At 61.9% G+C, this 19126-nt stretch carries 18 protein-coding genes and 4 tRNA genes; 15 read left to right on the top strand and 7 right to left on the bottom strand.

What is annotated here, in order from left to right:
* Positions 1–27 precede the first annotated feature (27 nt).
* The gene (locus tag MesoLj_RS24000) at positions 28–996 is read left to right on the top strand and encodes a sugar ABC transporter substrate-binding protein (protein WP_244735153.1); all 969 of its coding nucleotides are present in this window, start codon (positions 28–30) and stop codon (positions 994–996) included.
* Between the two features lie 76 nt (positions 997–1072).
* Here the strand turns inward: MesoLj_RS24000 and MesoLj_RS23995 are convergent.
* Positions 1073–1148: transfer RNA gene (locus MesoLj_RS23995), tRNA-Thr, on the bottom strand.
* A 134-nt stretch (positions 1149–1282) separates the two neighbouring features.
* Between MesoLj_RS23995 and MesoLj_RS23990 the strand changes: the two genes are divergently transcribed.
* The 3 genes from MesoLj_RS23990 to MesoLj_RS23980 all read left to right on the top strand — a co-directional run bounded on the left by MesoLj_RS23990 (position 1283) and on the right by MesoLj_RS23980 (position 2352).
* A complete protein-coding gene (locus tag MesoLj_RS23990) occupies positions 1283–1450 on the top strand; it encodes a hypothetical protein (RefSeq protein WP_140767696.1) in 168 nt (55 codons plus the stop codon).
* Between the two features lie 162 nt (positions 1451–1612).
* A complete protein-coding gene (locus MesoLj_RS23985) occupies positions 1613–1825 on the top strand; it encodes a hypothetical protein (protein WP_202322801.1) in 213 nt (70 codons plus the stop codon).
* Positions 1826–2046: 221 nt separating this feature from the next.
* The gene (locus MesoLj_RS23980) at positions 2047–2352 is read left to right on the top strand and encodes a BA14K family protein (protein ID WP_056566846.1); all 306 of its coding nucleotides are present in this window, start codon (positions 2047–2049) and stop codon (positions 2350–2352) included.
* A 66-nt stretch (positions 2353–2418) separates the two neighbouring features.
* Here the strand turns inward: MesoLj_RS23980 and MesoLj_RS23975 are convergent, their stop codons facing one another.
* On the bottom strand, positions 2419–2850 hold the full coding sequence (locus MesoLj_RS23975) for a hypothetical protein (protein WP_202322800.1): 432 nt from the start codon (positions 2848–2850) through the stop codon (positions 2419–2421).
* Between the two features lie 176 nt (positions 2851–3026).
* Entirely contained in the window at positions 3027–3848 is an 822-nt protein-coding gene (bhcR, locus tag MesoLj_RS23970) for an HTH-type transcriptional regulator BhcR (RefSeq protein ID WP_202322799.1), read from the bottom strand.
* A gap of 212 nt (positions 3849–4060) precedes the next feature.
* Here bhcR and gcl point away from each other — a divergent pair, with 212 nt between their 5' ends.
* From gcl to MesoLj_RS23955, 3 genes are all read left to right on the top strand, one after another.
* The gene (gene gcl, locus MesoLj_RS23965) at positions 4061–5842 is read left to right on the top strand and encodes a glyoxylate carboligase (protein ID WP_202322798.1); all 1782 of its coding nucleotides are present in this window, start codon (positions 4061–4063) and stop codon (positions 5840–5842) included.
* A 17-nt stretch (positions 5843–5859) separates the two neighbouring features.
* Positions 5860–6657, top strand: coding sequence for a 2-oxo-tetronate isomerase (otnI, locus tag MesoLj_RS23960; RefSeq protein WP_202322797.1), 798 nt, complete (start codon positions 5860–5862; stop codon positions 6655–6657).
* Positions 6658–6761: 104 nt separating this feature from the next.
* Positions 6762–7679: a 2-hydroxy-3-oxopropionate reductase gene (locus MesoLj_RS23955; protein WP_202322796.1), complete on the top strand. Its 918-nt coding sequence runs from the start codon at positions 6762–6764 to the stop codon at positions 7677–7679.
* A gap of 120 nt (positions 7680–7799) precedes the next feature.
* Here MesoLj_RS23955 and MesoLj_RS23950 read toward each other — a convergent pair whose 3' ends face one another.
* Positions 7800–8648: a TrmH family RNA methyltransferase gene (locus tag MesoLj_RS23950; protein WP_202322795.1), complete on the bottom strand. Its 849-nt coding sequence runs from the start codon at positions 8646–8648 to the stop codon at positions 7800–7802.
* A 202-nt stretch (positions 8649–8850) separates the two neighbouring features.
* Here MesoLj_RS23950 and MesoLj_RS23945 point away from each other — a divergent pair.
* A tRNA-Tyr gene (locus MesoLj_RS23945) sits at positions 8851–8935 on the top strand.
* A 90-nt stretch (positions 8936–9025) separates the two neighbouring features.
* Positions 9026–9099: transfer RNA gene (locus tag MesoLj_RS23940), tRNA-Gly, on the top strand.
* A gap of 80 nt (positions 9100–9179) precedes the next feature.
* Here the strand turns inward: MesoLj_RS23940 and MesoLj_RS23935 are convergent.
* Entirely contained in the window at positions 9180–9638 is a 459-nt protein-coding gene (locus MesoLj_RS23935) for a YidB family protein (protein ID WP_202322794.1), read from the bottom strand.
* Between the two features lie 130 nt (positions 9639–9768).
* On the opposite strand from MesoLj_RS23935, the gene MesoLj_RS23930 reads away from it, so the two are divergent.
* Positions 9769–10026 carry a GlsB/YeaQ/YmgE family stress response membrane protein gene (locus MesoLj_RS23930; protein WP_056566410.1) on the top strand — a complete coding sequence of 86 codons (258 nt, stop codon included), beginning with the start codon at positions 9769–9771 and terminating at the stop codon, positions 10024–10026.
* Between the two features lie 75 nt (positions 10027–10101).
* Here MesoLj_RS23930 and MesoLj_RS23925 read toward each other — a convergent pair whose 3' ends face one another.
* Together MesoLj_RS23925 and MesoLj_RS23920 are read right to left on the bottom strand one after the other, a co-directional pair.
* Complete coding sequence (locus tag MesoLj_RS23925) at positions 10102–10239, bottom strand: hypothetical protein (RefSeq protein WP_181179429.1); 138 nt, start codon at positions 10237–10239, stop codon at positions 10102–10104.
* Positions 10240–10357: 118 nt separating this feature from the next.
* A complete protein-coding gene (locus tag MesoLj_RS23920) occupies positions 10358–11245 on the bottom strand; it encodes a DMT family transporter (protein WP_140767688.1) in 888 nt (295 codons plus the stop codon).
* 295 nt (positions 11246–11540) lie between these two features.
* On the opposite strand from MesoLj_RS23920, the gene tuf reads away from it, so the two are divergent.
* The 5 genes from tuf to MesoLj_RS23895 all read left to right on the top strand — a co-directional run bounded on the left by tuf (position 11541) and on the right by MesoLj_RS23895 (position 18790).
* On the top strand, positions 11541–12716 hold the full coding sequence (gene tuf / locus MesoLj_RS23915) for an elongation factor Tu (RefSeq protein WP_010909256.1): 1176 nt from the start codon (positions 11541–11543) through the stop codon (positions 12714–12716).
* 164 nt (positions 12717–12880) lie between these two features.
* Positions 12881–14536 (top strand): COG3904 family protein, encoded by a 1656-nt coding sequence (locus tag MesoLj_RS23910; protein ID WP_202322793.1) that lies wholly within the window; start codon positions 12881–12883, stop codon positions 14534–14536.
* A gap of 90 nt (positions 14537–14626) precedes the next feature.
* Positions 14627–15112, top strand: a complete 486-nt coding sequence (locus MesoLj_RS23905; protein ID WP_202327439.1) for a group II truncated hemoglobin — start codon at positions 14627–14629, stop codon at positions 15110–15112.
* A 152-nt stretch (positions 15113–15264) separates the two neighbouring features.
* Positions 15265–15340: transfer RNA gene (locus MesoLj_RS23900), tRNA-Trp, on the top strand.
* Between the two features lie 543 nt (positions 15341–15883).
* The gene (locus MesoLj_RS23895) at positions 15884–18790 is read left to right on the top strand and encodes an autotransporter family protein (protein ID WP_202322792.1); all 2907 of its coding nucleotides are present in this window, start codon (positions 15884–15886) and stop codon (positions 18788–18790) included.
* The last annotated feature ends 336 nt before the right edge of the window (positions 18791–19126 follow it).

Genomic DNA, 19126 nt, shown 5'->3' with positions numbered 1-19126 from the left:
TGCAACGCCCCGGCTGGTCTCACAAAAGTGCTGGCCTATGTGCAGGAGAACGACCGCGACTTCCTGCAGGGGGTCGACCATGGCCTGACCATGGCCGCAAAGAATCGGGGCTTGGAATATCGAAGAGTTCTGGTGGAAAATGATGTGGGAAAGGCGATAACACAGGTTCAGTCCTTGGTGGCGGCAAAGGTTGGCGCCATGGTTGCCACCTCTCCGGATCCGGCGGCTTTCAGTCCCGCCCTTCAGCAGGCAATCTGGTCGGGTGCGTTTGTCGGCACCATCGTGCCTCCGCCGGCAACACTGCTGCTCAATGCACCGCAATATCGAACGGGCAAGGTGCTGACCGACGCAGCGATCGATCACATCAAAACCAAGCTCGGCGGGAAGGCCAAGGTCGTTCTGCTGACCCAGGATACGATGGAGTTTCTGGCGCCTCGGTTCGAGGCAATGCGCGCCGGCCTGAATGCGATGCCCGGCGTGACGATCGTGGCGGATATCGCGCCGAAACCGGTTAGCAAGGAAGGCGGGTTCGCCACCATGCAAACCATCCTTCTTGCCAATCCCGACATCGACGTGGTGCTCGGCGGCGACGCGGTCGTGCTTGGTGCGCTGGAGGCGTTGCGTGCGGCGGGGAAAGATCGGCCCGACCAATTCCTCGGCGGAATTGACGGCGAGCCGGAGGCTGTCGCTGAAATCAGGAAGGGAAGCAGCCCTTACAAGGCGAGTATCTCGTTGTCCTCGCCGGTTTTCGGGTATGCCATGGGAGAGTTTGCAGCCGACTGGCTTGGAGGCAAAAGTATTCCCCAGGCGATGGACATCCTTCCCATAGCGCTGACGAGCGCCAACCTTGCGCAGTATGAGGCCGACCTGAAGGACCCAGCCTCGGTTTACGCGGACGCGGTGCGACGGGACGCCTATCTGAAAACGTACGGGAACATCTGCTACGACAGCCGCGACAGATACGTAAACTTCCCTTGGTCGTCGGAGCACAAGTAGCCGATCGCTGCTGGGGTCTTATCCTCGCTGCTTGGCAGGCGAGTGAGCAACAAAAGCCGAACTGTCTCGGGTGAACTGGTGCCCCCGGCAGGAATCGAACCCGCGACCTTCGGTTTACAAAACCGCTGCTCTACCAGCTGAGCTACAAGGGCATGGCGCCCCGTTAGCATATTTCGTGCGCCAGTAAAGACAAAACTCCATTTTCAGTTACCCGCAGCGTGCTGAAATCCACGAAGACAGTTCCTACATCGATATCAGGTGCAATCGCTTCGGACTGGAGTGTCGCATGATCAGGCTTGTCATCATTCTCCCCATCATCGTCATCGCCTGGATGCTGCTGGTGAAGCTCATCAGCGACGTGAAGAAGGCCAATGTCGACTGGACCGGCGTGACCACGATCGTCGGCTTCATCGCGCTCGCCTTCTGGCTGCGCCACATCACGGGCATGGGGTGAAGTGGGTAGCCAGTAGTGGTCCGCGACCCCATGTGATCCGCCTCTCGCTACTCCTCCGCCTCACCGAAAAATCTCCTCGACCTTTCGAACCTTTTCTCGCGCCACGCCGACTGAGGTTCGGAGGCGAATGGGTCGCCTCGATCAAGGATCCAGGAGATCATCATGTTCAAGCGCACTCTGACATCAGGCCTCGTCGCCATTTTCGTCGCCACCGGCGCGCTTGCCGGCACCGTCGGCACATCGTCTGCCCACGGCATGCATAATCATCATCACAACCATCACCACAATCACCACAAGAAGCACTTCAAGAAGCATTGGTGGTGGCACCACAACCATCATCACCACAAGCACGGCAAGGTGATCATTTTCCTTTGATGGAGGGACCCACTTTCTCCTCAAAAGGGCGGCTTCGGCCGCCCTTTTTCGTTTGATGCGCCCACCTTTCGATCGTCGGGCGAAGTGAGGGATACCTGGTGAGGGGATATCGGCCGGCTCTACAAAAAATCGAAAAAAGATTCGAACCTTTTCCTGCGCGGCAACGACAGATGATCAAGAGGCGGATGGATCGCCTCGGTCAACGAAGCAAGGAGATCATCATGTTCAAGCGCACACTCGTTTCCGGCCTCATCGCCACCACCGCTGCCACCACCATGCTGGTCGGTACCGTTCAGCCTTCGGCGGCTCATTCGCATCACCACGACCTCGGCATCGGCATCGCCGCCGGCGTCGGCGGGTTCGTCCTGGGCAGCCTGCTCGCCCAGCAGCCGCCGCGGACCGTCTATGTCGACGAAGACGGCGGTTCCTGGCACGTCCGCCGCTGCTTCGATCGTTACTCCAGCTACGATCCGGACTCGGACACCTATGTCGGTTACGACGGCTATCGCCACTACTGCAGGCTCTGAGGGAGGACTGTTCAACAACAGAAAGGGGGCTCGCGTGAGCCCCTTTTTCCGTTGTCTCACAAATGTTTACAGTTGCGTTTTCGAGCTGGGATCGGAGATTGGCAGTCCGGCTGCGTTGCATGTGCTGCTGACGATATGCCTCGTTTCCGAAGCGTCGCCCATGGCGGCGAGTTCGAAGCTGCTTTCCGAATCCGGGTAGATCTTGGCAATGAAGGCTTGGTCGCGGCCGTAGCGGCCGGAAGAATCCTTGCCGTTGACGAAGCCGCAGACGACGATCTCCTTGCGGCCGTTCAGCGTCCGCTCGCCGGCAAGCATCCTTCCGAACCTGGCGGAAGCAGGATCCGGCAAGTGCTGACGGATGCCGGTGGTTATGATCTCCTCCAGGGCAAGCGGGATCGGAATGGGATCGACGCGCTGGCCGCCGGCATCAGGTCGAGGTGCCGCCGCCACGCATCCGCAAAGTGAAGCCGTAAGCAAGAGCTGAACCGTTTTCCGCATCCGTGCCCTTTCGCATGCATTCGAATGCCGCGGCAAGGCGGCGTCATGCTGCCGGCGATGTCCAGCGATTTTGCGAACGTCCAATCGGCCATTCGAGCGCCAACAGAGGGGAGGGTGACACTGGACGAGCAGGACCTGACTGCGACCAGAGCGCATTGCCTGGGGCAAGCCGCTGATCAACCGGTCTGCGCCCCGCCGATCATCCTGGTCACTTCGGCCGCGGCACTGCGCACCATCGGGCCGATCTCGGCCAGCCGTTCCGGCGTCACCCGCACGGTCGGCCCCGATACGGAGACGCCGCCGATCGGTTCGCCGAATTCGTTGAAGATGGCGGCGGCCACGCAGCGCATGCCGGGATGCCGCTCCTCGTCGTCGACCGACCAGCCGCGCTGCTTGATGACAGCCAGGTCGTGGGCGAGGGCAGGAATCTCGGACAGCGTCTTGTCGGTGAAGCGCTGCAGGCCGGCCTTGCGCAGGATTGTCCCGACGCGCTCCGGTTCGAGATGCGCCAGAACCGCCTTGCCGATGCCGGACGCATGGAAGGGGCTGCGCGTGCCCGGGCGGAAGAAGGCGCGGATAGCCTGGTGCGTCTCGACCTGACTGACGAACACCACGCAATCATCCTCGGCGACGCCGAGATTGGCGGTCTCGCCGGTTCTTTCCATCAATTCCTGCATGACGGTGCGGGCGCGATCAACCAGCTTGCGGCGGCGCAGGAACGCCGCGCCCATGCGATAGGTCTCGACGCCGATCGACCACAACTGGTCTGATGTGTCGAACTCGACCATGCCGTGGTTTTCGAGCGTCGTCAGCATGCGGTAGGCGGTGGAGGCGGCAAGGCCGCTCTGCGCCGAAATCTCGCTCAGCGACAGGCCGCTGCCCTCCGCGACGATGGCCAGGATGCGCAAGGCCCGGTCGAGCGATTGCACCGAACTGGCCTCGGATGGTCCGTTGAAAGCGCGCGGACGACCACGCTGCCGTTTCTCAGTGGTTTCCATGGCGCCAGTCTCGCAAATTTCACCGAACACGCAATGAAAAAGTTTTTCAATTAGGCGAGGCAGAAAATCCTGGAAAACCGAAAAACGAATAAAATCAGGGCACAGGAGCCATTTTCTAGAAATGAAAAAATATTCTGAAAAAATTGAAAAATAGCTGGCTTGCTGCCATTCTTGGCCATCCAACAATGACAACCCTAGTGGAGGGCCGGAAAATGGCCAGGATGCGCGCTGTCGATGCGGCGGTTCTCGTTCTCGAAAAGGAAGGTATTTCCTGCGCCTTCGGCGTGCCGGGTGCGGCGATCAATCCGCTCTATTCGGCGCTGAAGGCGAGGGGCACGATCCGCCACGTGCTGGCCCGTCACGTCGAGGGCGCCTCGCATATGGCCGAAGGCTACACCCGCGCCAAGGCGGGCAATATCGGGCTCTGCATCGGCACTTCGGGGCCGGCCGGCACCGACATGATCACTGGGCTCTATTCGGCATCAGCCGATTCCATTCCAATCCTGTGCATCACCGGGCAGGCGCCGCGGGCACGGCTGAACAAGGAGGATTTCCAGGCCGTCGACATCGCCGCGATCGCGGCACCCGTCGCCAAATGGGCGGTCACCGTCATGGAGCCTTATCTCGTCCCGATGGCGCTGCAGAAGGCATTTCACCTCATGCGCTCGTCGCGGCCCGGCCCGGTGCTGATCGACCTGCCGGTCGACGTGCAACTGGCCGAGATCGAATTCGACATCGACGCCTATGAGCCGCTGGCGCCGTTCAAGCCGGCGATGACGCGCGCCCAGGCGGAAAAGGCGCTGGCGATGCTCAACGCAGCCGAAAAGCCGCTGATCGTCGCCGGCGGTGGCATCATCAACGCGGACGCATCGGATCTGCTGATCGAGTTTGCCGAAATCACCGGAGTCCCCGTTATTCCGACGCTGATGGGCTGGGGCGCGATCCCCGACGACCACAGGCTGATGGCCGGCATGTGCGGCCTGCAGACCTCGCACCGCTACGGCAATGCGACGATGCTGGAGGCTGACTTCGTCTTCGGCATCGGCAACCGCTGGGCCAACCGTCACACCGGCTCGGTCGACGTCTACACAAAGGGCAGGAAATTCATCCATGTCGATATCGAGCCGACGCAGATCGGTCGTGTCTTCGCGCCGGACCTCGGCGTCGTCTCGGATGCGGGTGCCGCGCTGAAAATGCTGCTAGACGTCGCCACCGAGTGGAAGACATCAGGCAAGCTGCGCGACTGGTCCGGCTGGGCAAAGGAGTGCCAGGGCCGCAAGAAGACGATGAAGCGCAAGACGCATTTCGATCAGGTGCCGCTGAAGCCGCAGCGCGTCTATGAGGAGATGAACAAGGCGTTCGGCCGTGACGTCACCTATGTCACCACGATAGGCCTGTCGCAGATCGCCGGCGCGCAGTTCCTGCATGTCTACAAGCCGCGCAACTGGATCAATTGCGGCCAGGCCGGCCCGCTCGGCTGGACGCTGCCCGCTGCCCTTGGCGTTCGTGCCGCCGATCCGGACCGCACCATCGTGGCGCTGTCGGGCGACTATGATTTCCAGTTCATGATCGAGGAACTGGCGGTCGGCGCGCAGCACAAGCTGCCCTACATCCATGTCGTCGTGAACAACGCCTATCTCGGCCTGATACGCCAGGCGCAGCGCGGATTTGCGATGGACTACGAGGTGAGCCTTGCCTTCGAGAACATCAACCGGTCAGGCGATCCAGAAGCCGGCTATGGCGTCGACCACGTGGCGGTCGCCGAGGCGATGGGCTGCAAGGCGGTCCGGGTGCGCAAGCCCGAGGAGTTTGCGGGTGCCTTCAAGCAGGCGCAGCGGCTGATGAAGGAGCACCAGGTTCCCGTCGTGCTCGAATTCATCCTCGAGCGCGTCACCAACATCTCGATGGGCACCGAGATCGACAAGATCACCGAATTCGAGGAACTTGCCGAACATCAGGAAGACGCCCCGACCGCTATCGTGATGCTCGACTGATAAGAAGGACAAGAAGAATGCCACGTTTTTCGGCCAACCTATCGATGCTCTTCGGTGAGCATGATTTCCTCGATCGCTTCGACGCAGCCGCACGCGCGGGCTTCAAAGGCGTCGAATATATCGGGCCCTACGACCATGCGCCCGAGGTGGTGGCGGCGAGACTGAAGAAGAACGGCCTGACCCAGGTGCTGTTCAACCTGCCGGCCGGCGACTGGGGCAAGGGCGAGCGCGGCATTGCCGTACTGCCGGACCGCGTTCCGGAATTCCGCCAAGGCATCGCCAAGGCGATCACCTATGCACAGGCGCTCGGCTGCCCGCAGGTGAATTGCCTGGCCGGCATCGCGCCCGCCGGCGCCGACCGCAAGGTGCTGGAGGATGTTTTCACCGAGAACCTTGCCTTCGCGGCGGAGAAACTGGAGCAGGCCGGCATCCGGTTGCTGATCGAGCCGATCAACACCCGCGACATTCCGGGCTTTTTCCTGAATTACTCGGATCAGGCGCTGGCGATCATCGACCGCGTCGGCTCGAAAAACCTGTTCCTGCAATACGACATCTATCACATGCAGATCATGGAGGGGGATCTCGCCCGTAAAATCGAGGCCAACCTCGGCCGCATCGCGCATATCCAGCTTGCGGACAATCCCGGCCGTCACGAGCCGGGAACGGGCGAGATCAATTATCCCTTCCTCTACGACCACATCGACCGCATCGGCTATTCCGGCTGGATCGGTGCGGAATACAAGCCGAGGGCCGGCACCGACGCCGGGCTTGGATGGTTCCGGGATCTGGCCGGGCAGGGAAGCGCTGCGGCTTAAGATCGGGCGCCGAAGCTGCCAATCTCCCCACCTGTCGGGGAGATGGCCGGCAGGCCAGAGGGGGGCGCGAAGGAACGCGGCCCAACAAAAGACGGAGAAAAACAATGGAAACCATAGGCTTTATCGGCCTCGGCATCATGGGCGCGCCGATGGCGGGGCATCTGCTGGATGCCGGCTACAAGGTCATCGCCAGCGACCATCGCTCCAAGCCGCCGGCGGATCTCGTCGCCAAGGGCCTGAAGTCAGTCTCCGGCCACGCCGCCGTCGCCAAGGCGGCCGACATCGTCATCACCATGGTGCCCGATACGCCGCAGGTCGCCGATGTGCTGTTCGGCGACAATGGCGTCGCGGACGGCCTGTCCAAAGGCAAGCTGGTCATCGACATGAGCTCGATCTCGCCGATCGAGACCAAGGTGTTCGCCCGCAAGATTAACGATCTCGGCTGCGATTATCTCGACGCGCCGGTCTCCGGCGGCGAGGTCGGCGCCAAGGCGGCGTCGCTCACCATCATGGTTGGCGGCGAGGACAAGCCGTTCGAGCGCGCAAAACCCGTCTTCGAGAAGATGGGCAAGAACATCACTTTGGTCGGACCGAACGGTGTCGGCCAGACCACCAAGGTTGCCAACCAGATCGTCGTCGCGCTGACCATTGAAGCCGTCGCCGAAGCGCTTGTTTTTGCATCGAAAGCCGGTGCCGACCCGGCCAAGGTCAGGCAGGCGCTGATGGGCGGGCTGGCGGCCTCGCGCATTCTCGAAGTGCATGGCGAGCGCATGGTCAAGCGCACCTTCGCGCCGGGCTTCCGCATTGAACTGCACCAGAAGGATCTCAACCTGGCACTGGAGGGCGCCAAGGCGCTCGGCGTCTCGCTGCCCAACACCTCGACCACGCAGCAGCTGTTCAATTCCTGCGCCGCCAATGGCGGGGCCAAGGAGGACCATTCGGCGCTGGTCAGGGCGCTGGAACGGATGGCCAATTTCGAGGTCGGCGGCGAAGTGGCCGCAATCAAGGGCAAAGCGGCATAGGTCGGGAGAAGGCGGCGTAACGTTCCCAAGTCGCCAACTCCTGTCCGTCGAAGAACGGGTTTCGGCGTCTGTCGCCGGAACCCGTTTCTCGTTTGGAGCAAATAGTCTGCTTGTTTCCGTTCAGCCGCGCTTCAAGAATGCCCGCGCCGCGTAAAGGCTGACCGCTGCCGCGTTCGACACGTTGAGCGAGCGGATGGCGCCGGGCATATCGAGCCGCGCCAGCGTCGTCACCGTCTCGCGCGTCTTCTGGCGCAGGCCCTTGCCTTCGGCACCGAGCACCAGCGCGATCCTGTCGCCGGCAAAGCTGGTCTCGAGTTCCGCCGGCCCGTCCGAATCAAGCCCGATCGTCTGGAAGCCGGCCTCATGCAGTTGCCCGAGCGCGTCGGCCAGGTTCTTCACCTCGATCTGGTCGATATGCTCCAGCGCGCCGGAGGCGGATTTCGCCAGCACGCCCGATTCCTGCGGGCTGTGGCGCGCCGTGGTGATCAGCGCGCCGGCCCCGAAGGCGACCGCCGAGCGCAGGATGGCGCCGACATTGTGTGGATCGGTGACCTGGTCGAGCACCAGCACCAGCTTGGTGTCGCCGAGCGCGTCGAGGCGCTTGGGTTTCAGCGGTTCCGCCTCGATCAGCACGCCCTGATGCACGGCATCCGATCCGGTTATCTTGTCGATGTCCCTGGGTTCGACCAGTTCCGCCTTGAAGGGCAGGGCGGCAAGATCGGCAATCTCAAGACGCTCGGACGCATTGCGTGTCACCAGCATTTTGCGAATCTTGCGGCGCGGATTGTCGAGTGCGGCGCGCACCGTGTGCAGGCCATAAAGCCGCACCAGGCCGTCGGAGGCGTTTTCGCCGGGCGGAACGGGTTGGCGCGGCCGGAACGCAGGCCCGCCGCCGCTTTTCTCGTCGCGGTGCGCGCGGCGCAGCTTGGCGTAATGGGTGTCTTTGGGGGTATTGGTCTTGTTGCTCATGGCCGGCTTCTATAGCCGTCTGCTGCGGCCAAGGATATGGCCCGTCGCCGCAGCCGGCGAACAACATCGAAAAACCCTTCCTGCGCGGTTGACACCCACTGGCCTTGCCGCCATAAGGCGCTTCGCTGATTTCGGAGAAGACATCTATCTCGGGCTCCGGGATCGGCAAGAATGCCTCGTTGCATGGCTCCGGCGGCAGACTGGAGAGGTGCCCGAGTGGTTAAAGGGGACGGACTGTAAATCCGTTGGCTTAGCCTACGTTGGTTCGAATCCAACCCTCTCCACCACTGCCGGCCCGGAAGCCCTGAAACGAGAAAAGCATCGGGCCGAAAAGTGCATGGCGCTTTTCGGGTGAATCCGATACTTCAGTGCAAGGCGCGGGTATAGCTCAGTGGTAGAGCAGCAGCCTTCCAAGCTGAATATGCGGGTTCGATTCCCGCTACCCGCTCCAGATTTTCATCCCCGCGATCGGTAAGCCCGGACACTGCGCGGCAATCCGCGCAGCGCTTCAGGGCATCAATGTGCGCCGCGTCAGCTGTTGAACGCCGAGGCCACCTGGTGCTGGTGCGGCACCTGGCCGTTCGGTGTCAGTTTGTCGACGATGCCGGGCAGGGCGGTGGACAGCTGCTTGAGCAGTTCCTGCTCGTCCAGTCCGGTGCGTTGCGCGATCTCGTGGATGACTTGCGGCCCGAGTGCTGTTCCGAGATCATTGGCGTTGATCGACTGGTTCTGCCCGGTGCCGACCCATGAATCGGCGACATTGCCGTGGCCGGCATCTTTCAGTTTGTCCAGCAGGCCGCCCAGTCCGCCGAGCAGGCCGCCGTCGCTGGCGGTGGTTGCGGCCGGGTCGGATGGCGCCGGTGCCTGAGGCTGGTCAGGCTGTTCGGCACTTCTGCCGCTCAGCATCTTTCCGACCAGCAGCGCGCCGAGCGCGATCATCAGCGGTTTGGTGATGTTGCCGCCGGGAACGGCGTTGTCAAAAAGTCCCATAGTGGATCCTCCATCTCGACCAAGCCCAGCCCATCTACAACAATGGCGCATCCGGGCGGAATTTCAAGCTGGCTTGAGGTTTTGACAATCATATGAAAATGTCGGGGCGGCGGGGGATGGAGAGGAAAAAATGTCAATCATCAGCTGGATCATACTCGGCGTCATCGCCGGCTTCCTGGGCAGCAAGATCGTCAACAAGACCGGCCAGGGCATGATAATGGATATCGTGCTTGGTATCGTCGGCGCCATTGTCGGCGGCCTGATCTTCAGTGCCTTCGGCGCATCGGGCGTCACCGGCCTCAACATCTACAGCCTGATCGTCGCGGTGGTTGGCGCGGTGGTTGTCCTGTGGGCCTACCATCAGTTCAGCGGACGCCGGACGCTTTAGGCGCCAGCCCGAACGTTTGAAATTTCGAGTTTCTGCTGAGACAAGATCTGCTTCGGTGCCGGCGGCAGAGCTTGCCTATGGCATCAGCACCGCATCGGCCGCGGCGAAGAAGATCAGCGTTCCCGCGATGAATACCACCCAGCCGACCAGCGATTTGCGAATGGCGGCCTTGTGCTCGGCGTCGGAATTCTTCTTCTGGTCAAAATCGGTCATGGGGAACCTCCCTTGGCTGAATTGATCATGTCTTCGCCGGATAGACGATACATAGCCGAATAGACGATCAATCTGGCCTCTGCAACAGCGGCGGACGACAGGCGCAATGGCGCCGATACTACGCGACGACAGTCAGCCTCCGTTTGCGCTGATCCAGCGACACGATGGTCAGTCCGCTGCCCACCACCAGCAGGATGCCGCAGACCGCCAGCGTGTTGGGGAACTGCCCGAACACCAGCAGGCCTGAAATGACGGCCCAGACGGTGAAGCAGTAGTAGAACGGCGCCACCGCGCTGGTCGGCCCGACGCGATAGGCCATGAAGATGAAGAAATGGCCGAAGATCAGGAAAAACCCGGCACCGGCCATCAGCAGCAAATGGCGCCCCTCGGGCATGACCCAGCGCTCGGATATCAGATGCGCGGCACCCGCGCCGACCAGCACCACCAAGACGGCGGAAATCGCCACGATCATCCCCGGCACCTCCGCCGGGACATGCCTGCCGGCCAGGTCGCGCGCGGCCGACAGCGCCGCGTTGCCGAGCGCCAGCAGCGCATAGACCGAAATGCCTTGCATGGTCGGCTGCGCCACCATCAGGGCGCCGATGAAGCCGAGCCCGATCAGCGCCATGCGCTGGCCGCCGATGCGCTCGCCAAACAGGATCGACGAGCCGACCAGCATCAGCAGCGGCGTGATTTGTCCGAGCGCGGTGGAATCCGCGATCTGCATGTTGGCGAGCGCAACGACATAGCAAAGGATCGCCGCCAGCTCGAGCAGGTTTCGGCGCAGCACATGGCCGTCGAAGATCAGTGGAATCTGTTTGCCGTAGCCGAGCAGGAACAGCAGCGGGAAGCCCCAGAGCGTTGCCGCCGCCCCGCGCAGGAACAGCACTTCGTAGGAGGGCAGCCCCGCGGTCGCGAGCTTCATCATCGTGTCGTTGACCAGGTACGACCCGGTCGAAACGATCATGAACAGCGGGCCTCGGATCGAGGTAGGGATGAAATGCATGGGGTCAGGAGATCAGACCTCGATGGCCACCGCAATGGGCCATCAACTGGCCGTGATCGAGACAGGGACTGGCGGACAAGAGCATGGGATGCAGGCCGTGGTCGATCGGCCGGCCAGCCCATTTCATTTCACCCATCGACTACCTATATCAGCGCCACATCCCCGCAATCGGATCCCAGGTTCGGACTGAGTGAGACGGCACCCGGCCAAAAGACGCTTGTGTTTTTTGGCCTTTGTCGCTAATCGCCCCGCATTCGACTGAACTGAAGGTCAAGGCCGTCCAAGGAAAGAGACTATGGCAAAAGGTAAATTCGAGCGCACTAAGCCTCATGTGAACATCGGCACGATTGGTCACGTTGACCATGGCAAGACGTCGCTGACGGCGGCGATCACGAAGTATTTTGGCGAGTACAAGCGCTACGACCAGATCGATGCGGCGCCGGAAGAGAAGGCGCGCGGCATCACGATCTCGACGGCTCACGTCGAATACGAGACGGCCAATCGCCACTATGCCCATGTCGACTGCCCCGGCCACGCCGACTATGTGAAGAACATGATCACCGGTGCCGCGCAGATGGACGGCGCGATCCTGGTGGTTTCCGCTGCTGACGGCCCGATGCCGCAGACCCGCGAGCACATCCTGCTTGCCCGTCAGGTCGGCGTGCCGTCGATCGTGGTGTTCCTGAACAAGGTCGACCAGGTCGACGACGCCGAGCTGCTCGAGCTGGTCGAGCTCGAGGTTCGCGAGCTTCTGTCGAAGAACGAGTTCCCCGGCGACGACATTCCGATCGTCAAGGGTTCGGCGCTGGCCGCTCTTGAGGATTCGAACAAGACGATCGGCGAGGACGCGATCCGCGAGCTGATGGCTCAGGTCGACGCCTACATCCCGACGCCGGTTCGTCCGCTCGACAAGCCGTTCCTGATGCCGATCGAGGACGTGTTCTCGATCTCGGGCCGTGGCACGGTCGTGACCGGCCGCGTCGAGCGTGGCGTGGTCAAGGTTGGCGAGGAACTCGAGATCATCGGCATCCGTCCGACGACCAAGACGACCTGCACGGGCGTGGAAATGTTCCGCAAGCTGCTCGATCAGGGCCAGGCTGGCGACAACATCGGCGCGCTGCTGCGCGGCGTTGATCGTGAAGGTGTCGAGCGCGGCCAGGTTCTGGCCAAGCCGGGCACGGTGAAGCCGCACAAGAAGTTCGTGGCCGAAGCCTACATCCTGACCAAGGACGAAGGTGGCCGTCACACGCCGTTCTTCACCAACTACCGCCCGCAGTTCTACTTCCGCACGACGGACGTGACCGGCATCGTGTCGCTGCCGGCTGGCACCGAGATGGTTATGCCTGGCGACAACATCACGGTCGATGTCGAGCTGATCGTGCCGATCGCCATGGAAGAGAAGCTGCGCTTCGCCATCCGTGAAGGCGGCCGCACCGTCGGTGCCGGCATCGTCGTCACCATCAAGGAATAATCGACACCGGCATTAGCCGGATCGACAAGGAAAGGGCGGTCTTCGGGCCGCCCTTTTTCGTTTCCGGGCAGCCCGGGACAGCCGCCAGCCGTGGTCATTTCAAAGCTGTTGCAAGCGCCATCGCGCCAACTAGTATAGGTTGCATTGCGGGAGCTTGCCGAAGAGTGGTTCCAGGGCGCTGTTTCGATGGGAAGGCATGGCGGGCACTGGTCCGTCTCGTGCTGTTGGTGGCCGTGGTCTTTGCTGTCCCGCCGGCGCTGGCGCAGGAGCAGTCGCTGGATATCCCCCCGATGCGGTTTGCCGTCGTGCGCAGCAACGCGCCGGGCTGCGAGCCCAATTGCCCGGAATGGATATCGGCGGAAGGCACCATCGACGCGGGCACGCCGTCGTTGCTCAAGCGCACACTCAAGGCGCTCAAGGGCCGGCAATTGCCGGTGGTCGTCAATTCCCCTGGCGGTAACGTCGATGCTGCGGTGACGCTCGGCCAGATGATCCGCAAGAACAAGCTCGATATCGCCGTCGGCACGACTGTGTTTTCCGGCTGCGAGCCGCAGATGAAGAATTGCAGGGACAACCAGGGCAAGGGTGCCGAATATTTCGGCATGGCCTATGACAGCGGCGCCATGTGCAATTCCGCTTGCCCGCTGATGTTTTCCGGCGGTGTCCGCCGCGTTGTCGGGGATTTCGCTTATCTCGGCGTTCATCAGGTCACCACCACCTACAGGCGCGAGAAGCTGCTCTACCGGACGACCTATCGGATCGTGAACGGCAAGAAGAAGATCATCAGCACCAAGGTCGTCAGCCGCAAGAACGCGGGCAGCTACAAGACCTACGAAATGAGCAAGGCGGTCGAGAAGAGGCTTTCGGCCTATTTGCAGGGGATGGGGATAGGCGAAGGCGTCTTCACAACGATGAAGAACACGCCGGCCAGTGAAATCCATCAGCTGGTTCTCGAAAACATGCTCCGCATGAACCTCGTAACCTCCCTCGACAGCGTCGAGCTTTTCACCGGGGGAACCATCTGCAAGGCAAACCCGATGCCGGCGAATTGCCGGGAGATACCGGCTGACAAAGAGGCGACGCCGGCCAATCTCCCGACCGCCCAGGCAAAACCCACTCTCGCTGCGCCGGTCGAGGCCACGACGCCGAAGGAGGCCGACATGCGCTTCGTGCTTGTCCGCGGCAGCAACCCGCTCTGCAATCCCGACTGTCCGGAATGGATCTCGGCGGAGGGCTCGATCACCGCGCAGACGCCGGAAAAGCTTAGACAGGCCCTCGATGCCATCGCCGGCCGGCGGCTGCCTATCGTCATCAACTCGCAGGGCGGCGATGTCGAGAGCGCGCTCGCCGCCGGCAGGCTGATCCGGGAACGCAAGCTCGATGTCGTTGTCGCCCACACGGATTTCGCGGATTGCGATCCCTCGGCGGAGTGCCTGGCCAAGGATGGCGTCCATAGCGGGCTGACCATTGAATCCGAGAGCGAATGCGCTTCGGCCTGTCCGATCATGGTTGCCGGTGGCGTCAGGCGTTTCATCGGGCCTGCCGTGCGCCTCAGCGTGAGTTCAGTTGGGCTTGGCGATAAGGTCAAGGCGTATCTCGAGGAGATGGCGATCGGACCCGGCCTGTTCGCCGCCATGCAGCTCTCCTCATCCAAACGGCAGCTCTATCAGCAGGCGATACTGAAATTCGGGCTGGCGACCGGGCCTCAGTCCGCCGACGAACTGACGGGCGCCACCATATGCCGGTCGGTTCCGAGGCCGGACAATTGCCGGCTCGTCCCGTCAGCCAACGCCGAAGCCGACATGCCGGCCAAATTGTAACGCCGCCTGTGTTGGACTGGCCATCGAGGCAGGTTGAGGCCGGTCGGGTCTTTCCGCTACCGTCTGGCGATCGAGGACAAGGTGACCGCCATGCGCAAGGATGTTCCGACACTTTACGAATGGGCCGGCGGCAGCGACGCGCTGAACCGGCTGACGCGGACCTTTTATGACAAGGTGGCAAAGGACCCGGTCGTCGGGCCGGTGTTCAAAGCCATGTCGCCAGACCATCCCGCCCATGTCGCGGCGTTCATCGGCGAGGTCTTTGGCGGACCGAAGACCTACAGCGAAAAGTTCGGCGGCCACCGGGAGATGGTCATGCATCATCTGGGCAAGCATTTGACCGAAGAGCAACGCCGCCGCTGGATCAACCTGCTCGCCGATGCAGCCGATGCCGTTGGTCTGCCCGACGATCCCGAATTCCGTTCGGCCTTCATGGGCTATGTCGAATGGGGGTCGCGGCTGGCCAAGATGAATTCCAATCTCGGCGAGACCTGCGATCCGGAAACCGAACCGATGCCGGCCTGGGGCTGGGGCGTGCCTGGCGGGCCATACACGCCGCCGGCCGGGAAATCGTAGTCGCAACCGTTGCGAACAGGCCGAAGCGGCGGCCAGTCATCGGTGGTCCGCATTTCCGGCAAGGGGATGAAGGCGCGTTTGCGTGCAAACCACTCTTTACAGAGAGCTCGGAAGCTTTTAGGAAACCCCTGCTGCGCCGAGGCGCGCACGATACGGGCATAGCTCAGTTGGTAGAGCGGCGGTCTCCAAAACCGCAGGTCGTAGGTTCGAGCCCTGCTGCCCGTGCCATTTCCCAAGGGAAATCAGGCATTTAGAGATCGTCTTGCTTGGCAAGGACGCCTCAAGCCGCCTTACACATCTCTTGCACAAACTTGAACGCGCGCAGGGAGTGCCTGGCGATAGCGGAAGAACATTCGATTCTCGAAGGCAAGGTCCACGTCCATAGGCGTAACGACAGCCCGATTTGGCACTGTTCGAGGTATGTCGAAGCCAAGAACCGCCGGGTCAGCATCAAGGAAGAAGTCTTGCCAGGCCAAGGATTGGGCCGAGGATTGGTATTTCGACCTGAATGACGAGGGCCGGCCACGGCGATCGCCAATCCACTCGACCGTATTTGATGGCTATCGAGCAGCATTGCCGCACGTACGCGCTGCAGTTGAGGCGATGGCGAGAATGGTTCAGGGAGGACAACTCAACTTACAACCAAAGGTTAACCTTGATCTACTCGAATACAGCGCATGGCAATGATTCGAGCGGTCATTGACTCGGGCTTTGCCGGGTGCGTCGCACTTCTATGGTGAAGCGGGGGCTTGGCGGGGAGCGGCGCAAGGGATGAGATGCACGGCAAAGGACGGCGCCAATACGGTCGGCTTCCGCCGATCCTTGTTTTTGACCACGGCAATCATCACACTCGTCACCGCGGTTGCCGGCATGCGGCCGGCGTCCGCGCAGTCGGTGTCAGGCACCGGTGATCTATCGCCGGACGCAACCACCATTCAAACGCCGGATTGGACGGTCGGGGCCGATCTCGTTGTCGGTAATATCGCCACAGGCACGCTGGACATCCAGAATGGCGGCACCGTCACCAATGACACTGGCTTTATCGGCTATGGTGGCCAAGGGACGGTCACCGTCTCGGGCACCGACGGTGGCGGCAATGCCTCGACCTGGACCAATAACGGTGACCTCGTTGTCGGTCAGGATGGCAACGGCACGCTCAATATCGGAAATGGCGGCCAGGTGAGCAATGCTGACGGCTATATCGGCGTCGCGGCCGCCAGCCAAAGCGATGTCACTGTCTCGGGCCACGACGGTAGCGGTCACGCCTCGACATGGACCAATACAGGCACGCTTTATGTCGGCGACAACGGCAAAGCCTTGCTCGCCATCCAGGATGGCGGGATCGTTAACAGTGCATTGGTCGTCATCGGCAACAATAGCGATGGCAATGGCACCGGCACTGGCATGGTTGCGGTCACGGGCCGCGACATAGACCAACATGCCTCGACCCTGAACATTACCAACCAGATTTATGTTGGTAATGGCGGCACAGGCAACAAGCTCGACATCCTGGATGGCGGGCTGGTGAACAGTGGACAGGCTTCTATCGGCTACGGGAGCGGTAGCGAAGGCACGGCCACCGTCTCGGGTCGCGACAGCAACGGCAACGCCTCGGTCTGGAACGCCGCCAACAATATTTACGTGGGTTTCTCAGGCAACGGTACACTCAACGTCGTGGACGGCGCCGCGGTGGCCACGAGTGCAACTGGAGGCGGCGCTGCCTCTGTCTATATCGGCTACGCGAGCGGCGGCACGGGCACGGTCAATGTCTCGAGCAGCACGGGCAGCGTCTCAAGCTTGACCGCGACCGACCGCATCGATGTCGGTTATGTTAGCGACGGTACGATGACCGTTGGAAAAGGCGGCTTCGTGGGCGTCGGTACCGATGTTCATATAGCCAGCGGCAGCACAGCCACTGGGACGCTCCATCTCGACGGCGACGCCACCGGACGCGGCGTTGTCGAAACCGGCTCGGTGATCAAGGGAGCCGGCGCCACCGCTATCCTCGACCTCAACGGCGGCATTCTGCGTGCGAACCGGGATGAAGCCGATTTCCTGAACGGCTTCACGACACTGACTGTGGCAGCCGGAGGAGCCTGGTTCGATACCAACGGGCACGACATCGGTATCGGCACGGATTTTTCCGGCTCATCGAACTTCAACAAGCTCGGCCTCGGTCAACTGACGCTGACCGGGGACAGTTCCGGCTTTACCGGCGCATCGACCGTGTCGGCCGGCACGCTGGCCGTGAACGGCGTGCTGGGCGGCAACATGCTGGTCGACACCGGCGGACGGCTCGTCGGCACGGGCGGCGTGGGCAATGTCGTCAATACCGGCGTCGTCGCGCCGGGCTATGGCAATGCCATGGGCACGCTCACCGTCCAGGGCGATTATGTCAGCACTGGCGGACGCCTCGAAATCGCGACCGTTCTGGGCGACGACAGCTCGCAGACCAGCCGCCTTGCGGTCAACGGCACGACTTCAGGCGTTACGCAAGTCACCATCATCAACCGTGGCGGCCTTGGCGCGCCGACGGTGGAAGGCATCAAGATCGTCGACGTGACGGGTGGGTCCAACGGTGCTTTCGTGCTCGACAGCAACTATGTCTTCCAGGGCGCACCGGCGGTGATAGCCGGCGCTTATGCCTATCGCCTCTATCAGGGCGGCGTCTCTACTCCCTTGGATGGCGACTGGTATCTGCGTTCCTCCCTGGGCGGTCCCGGCGCGCCGCTCTATCAGCCCGGCGTGCCGGTTTACGAGGCCTATGGCTCCAATCTGCAGTCGCTCAACACTCTCCCGACGCTGCAGCAACGTGTCGGCAACCGTGTCTGGGGCCCCGGCGCCAATGGCGACGGCAATGGAATTTGGGGCCGAGCGGAAGGCTCCCACGGGCGCTTCAACAATGCCGCGGTGTCGGCGACTGGTTCGGATCAGGACATCGATACCTGGAAAATGCAGGCGGGTGCCGATCGGGTGCTTGTCGATAGCGACACGAGCGGGCGTCTGGTGGCAGGCGTCAACGTCTCCTATGGCGAGGCCAACAGCCGGATCAACTCGGCGTTCGGCAACGGTGCGGTGAAAACCGACGGCTATGGCCTTGGCGCGACATTGACCTGGTATGGGATGACGGGCTTCTATGTTGACGGTCAGGCACAGGTCAACCGCTATGGCAGCGACCTCAATTCCGAACTTCTCGGCTTACTCACCCACGACAATGGCGGCAGCGGCGAGGCGTTCAGCATCGAAGCGGGCAAGCGGATTTCGTTCGGCGAGCACTTTGGCATCACGCCGCAATTCCAGATCGTCTATTCCAATGTGCGGTTCGATCACTTCGTTGATCCGTCGGGTGCCGACGTGGCCGCCGGCAGGAACGACAGCCTGAAAACGCGCTGGGGCGTCGCGCTCGATCATCAGGGCGCCGGGGAAGGTGGCCGCAGCCACATCTACGGAATCGCCAATGTCAGCTATGAATGGCTCGATGGCACGCGCACTCTGGTCGCGGGGACACCCATCATCAATGCCGACGACCGGCTGTGGGGCGAACTCGGCCTCGGTGCGAGCGTAAGCTGGCGCAAGGATCTCACCTTCTATGGCGAGTTCTCGGGCAACACACCGTTCCGTGGTTTCGGCGACAGCTACATCCTCAAGGCCAATTTCGGTCTCCGAACGCAATTCTGATCGCAAGGGCGGTAGCAGTAGCTCTCGTCGTTGCCATGGCGCAACGAGATGCGGCAAGGCTATTCGGTCTCCAACACCGCGGGTCGTAGGTTCGAGTCCCGCTGCCCGTGCCATTTTCCGAAATGACCGTCAGAAACGATATTTCCGCGGGCCGCCCTTTGAAAATCGGCGACACGCTTGCCATATTAGCTCGATTGGGGCATAAGGGCGCCATAGCCGGGACGGAACGACTGGATGGTTCCGAGGCGGCGTTTGGTCATAAAGCGGACACTTGCCACTTGCGTGGATCAAGAATCGGTTTTATGTAGACGGAACAGGCACGCGACGCGTGAAGCT

The organism is Mesorhizobium sp. 113-3-9 (assembly GCF_016756515.1).
Classification (GTDB): domain Bacteria; phylum Pseudomonadota; class Alphaproteobacteria; order Rhizobiales; family Rhizobiaceae; genus Mesorhizobium.
Note: the sequence above shows the minus strand (reverse complement) of the source record. Positions and strands in the feature narration are given on the sequence as shown.

What these genes read in the sequence shown, in the direction of transcription:
- MesoLj_RS23990 (WP_140767696.1), top strand. Translation starts at nt 1,283, where the DNA reads ATGATCAGGCTTGTCATCATTCTCCCCATCATCGTCATCGCCTGGATG.
- MesoLj_RS23985 (WP_202322801.1), top strand. Translation starts at nt 1,613, where the DNA reads ATGTTCAAGCGCACTCTGACATCAGGCCTCGTCGCCATTTTCGTCGCC.
- MesoLj_RS23980 (WP_056566846.1), top strand. Translation starts at nt 2,047, where the DNA reads ATGTTCAAGCGCACACTCGTTTCCGGCCTCATCGCCACCACCGCTGCC.
- MesoLj_RS23975 (WP_202322800.1), bottom strand. Translation starts at nt 2,850, where the DNA reads ATGCGGAAAACGGTTCAGCTCTTGCTTACGGCTTCACTTTGCGGATGC.
- bhcR (WP_202322799.1), bottom strand. Translation starts at nt 3,848, where the DNA reads ATGGAAACCACTGAGAAACGGCAGCGTGGTCGTCCGCGCGCTTTCAAC.
- gcl (WP_202322798.1), top strand. Translation starts at nt 4,061, where the DNA reads ATGGCCAGGATGCGCGCTGTCGATGCGGCGGTTCTCGTTCTCGAAAAG.
- otnI (WP_202322797.1), top strand. Translation starts at nt 5,860, where the DNA reads ATGCCACGTTTTTCGGCCAACCTATCGATGCTCTTCGGTGAGCATGAT.
- MesoLj_RS23955 (WP_202322796.1), top strand. Translation starts at nt 6,762, where the DNA reads ATGGAAACCATAGGCTTTATCGGCCTCGGCATCATGGGCGCGCCGATG.
- MesoLj_RS23950 (WP_202322795.1), bottom strand. Translation starts at nt 8,648, where the DNA reads ATGAGCAACAAGACCAATACCCCCAAAGACACCCATTACGCCAAGCTG.
- MesoLj_RS23935 (WP_202322794.1), bottom strand. Translation starts at nt 9,638, where the DNA reads ATGGGACTTTTTGACAACGCCGTTCCCGGCGGCAACATCACCAAACCG.
- MesoLj_RS23930 (WP_056566410.1), top strand. Translation starts at nt 9,769, where the DNA reads ATGTCAATCATCAGCTGGATCATACTCGGCGTCATCGCCGGCTTCCTG.
- MesoLj_RS23925 (WP_181179429.1), bottom strand. Translation starts at nt 10,239, where the DNA reads ATGACCGATTTTGACCAGAAGAAGAATTCCGACGCCGAGCACAAGGCC.
- MesoLj_RS23920 (WP_140767688.1), bottom strand. Translation starts at nt 11,245, where the DNA reads ATGCATTTCATCCCTACCTCGATCCGAGGCCCGCTGTTCATGATCGTT.
- tuf (WP_010909256.1), top strand. Translation starts at nt 11,541, where the DNA reads ATGGCAAAAGGTAAATTCGAGCGCACTAAGCCTCATGTGAACATCGGC.
- MesoLj_RS23905 (WP_202327439.1), top strand. Translation starts at nt 14,627, where the DNA reads ATGCGCAAGGATGTTCCGACACTTTACGAATGGGCCGGCGGCAGCGAC.
- MesoLj_RS23895 (WP_202322792.1), top strand. Translation starts at nt 15,884, where the DNA reads ATGAGATGCACGGCAAAGGACGGCGCCAATACGGTCGGCTTCCGCCGA.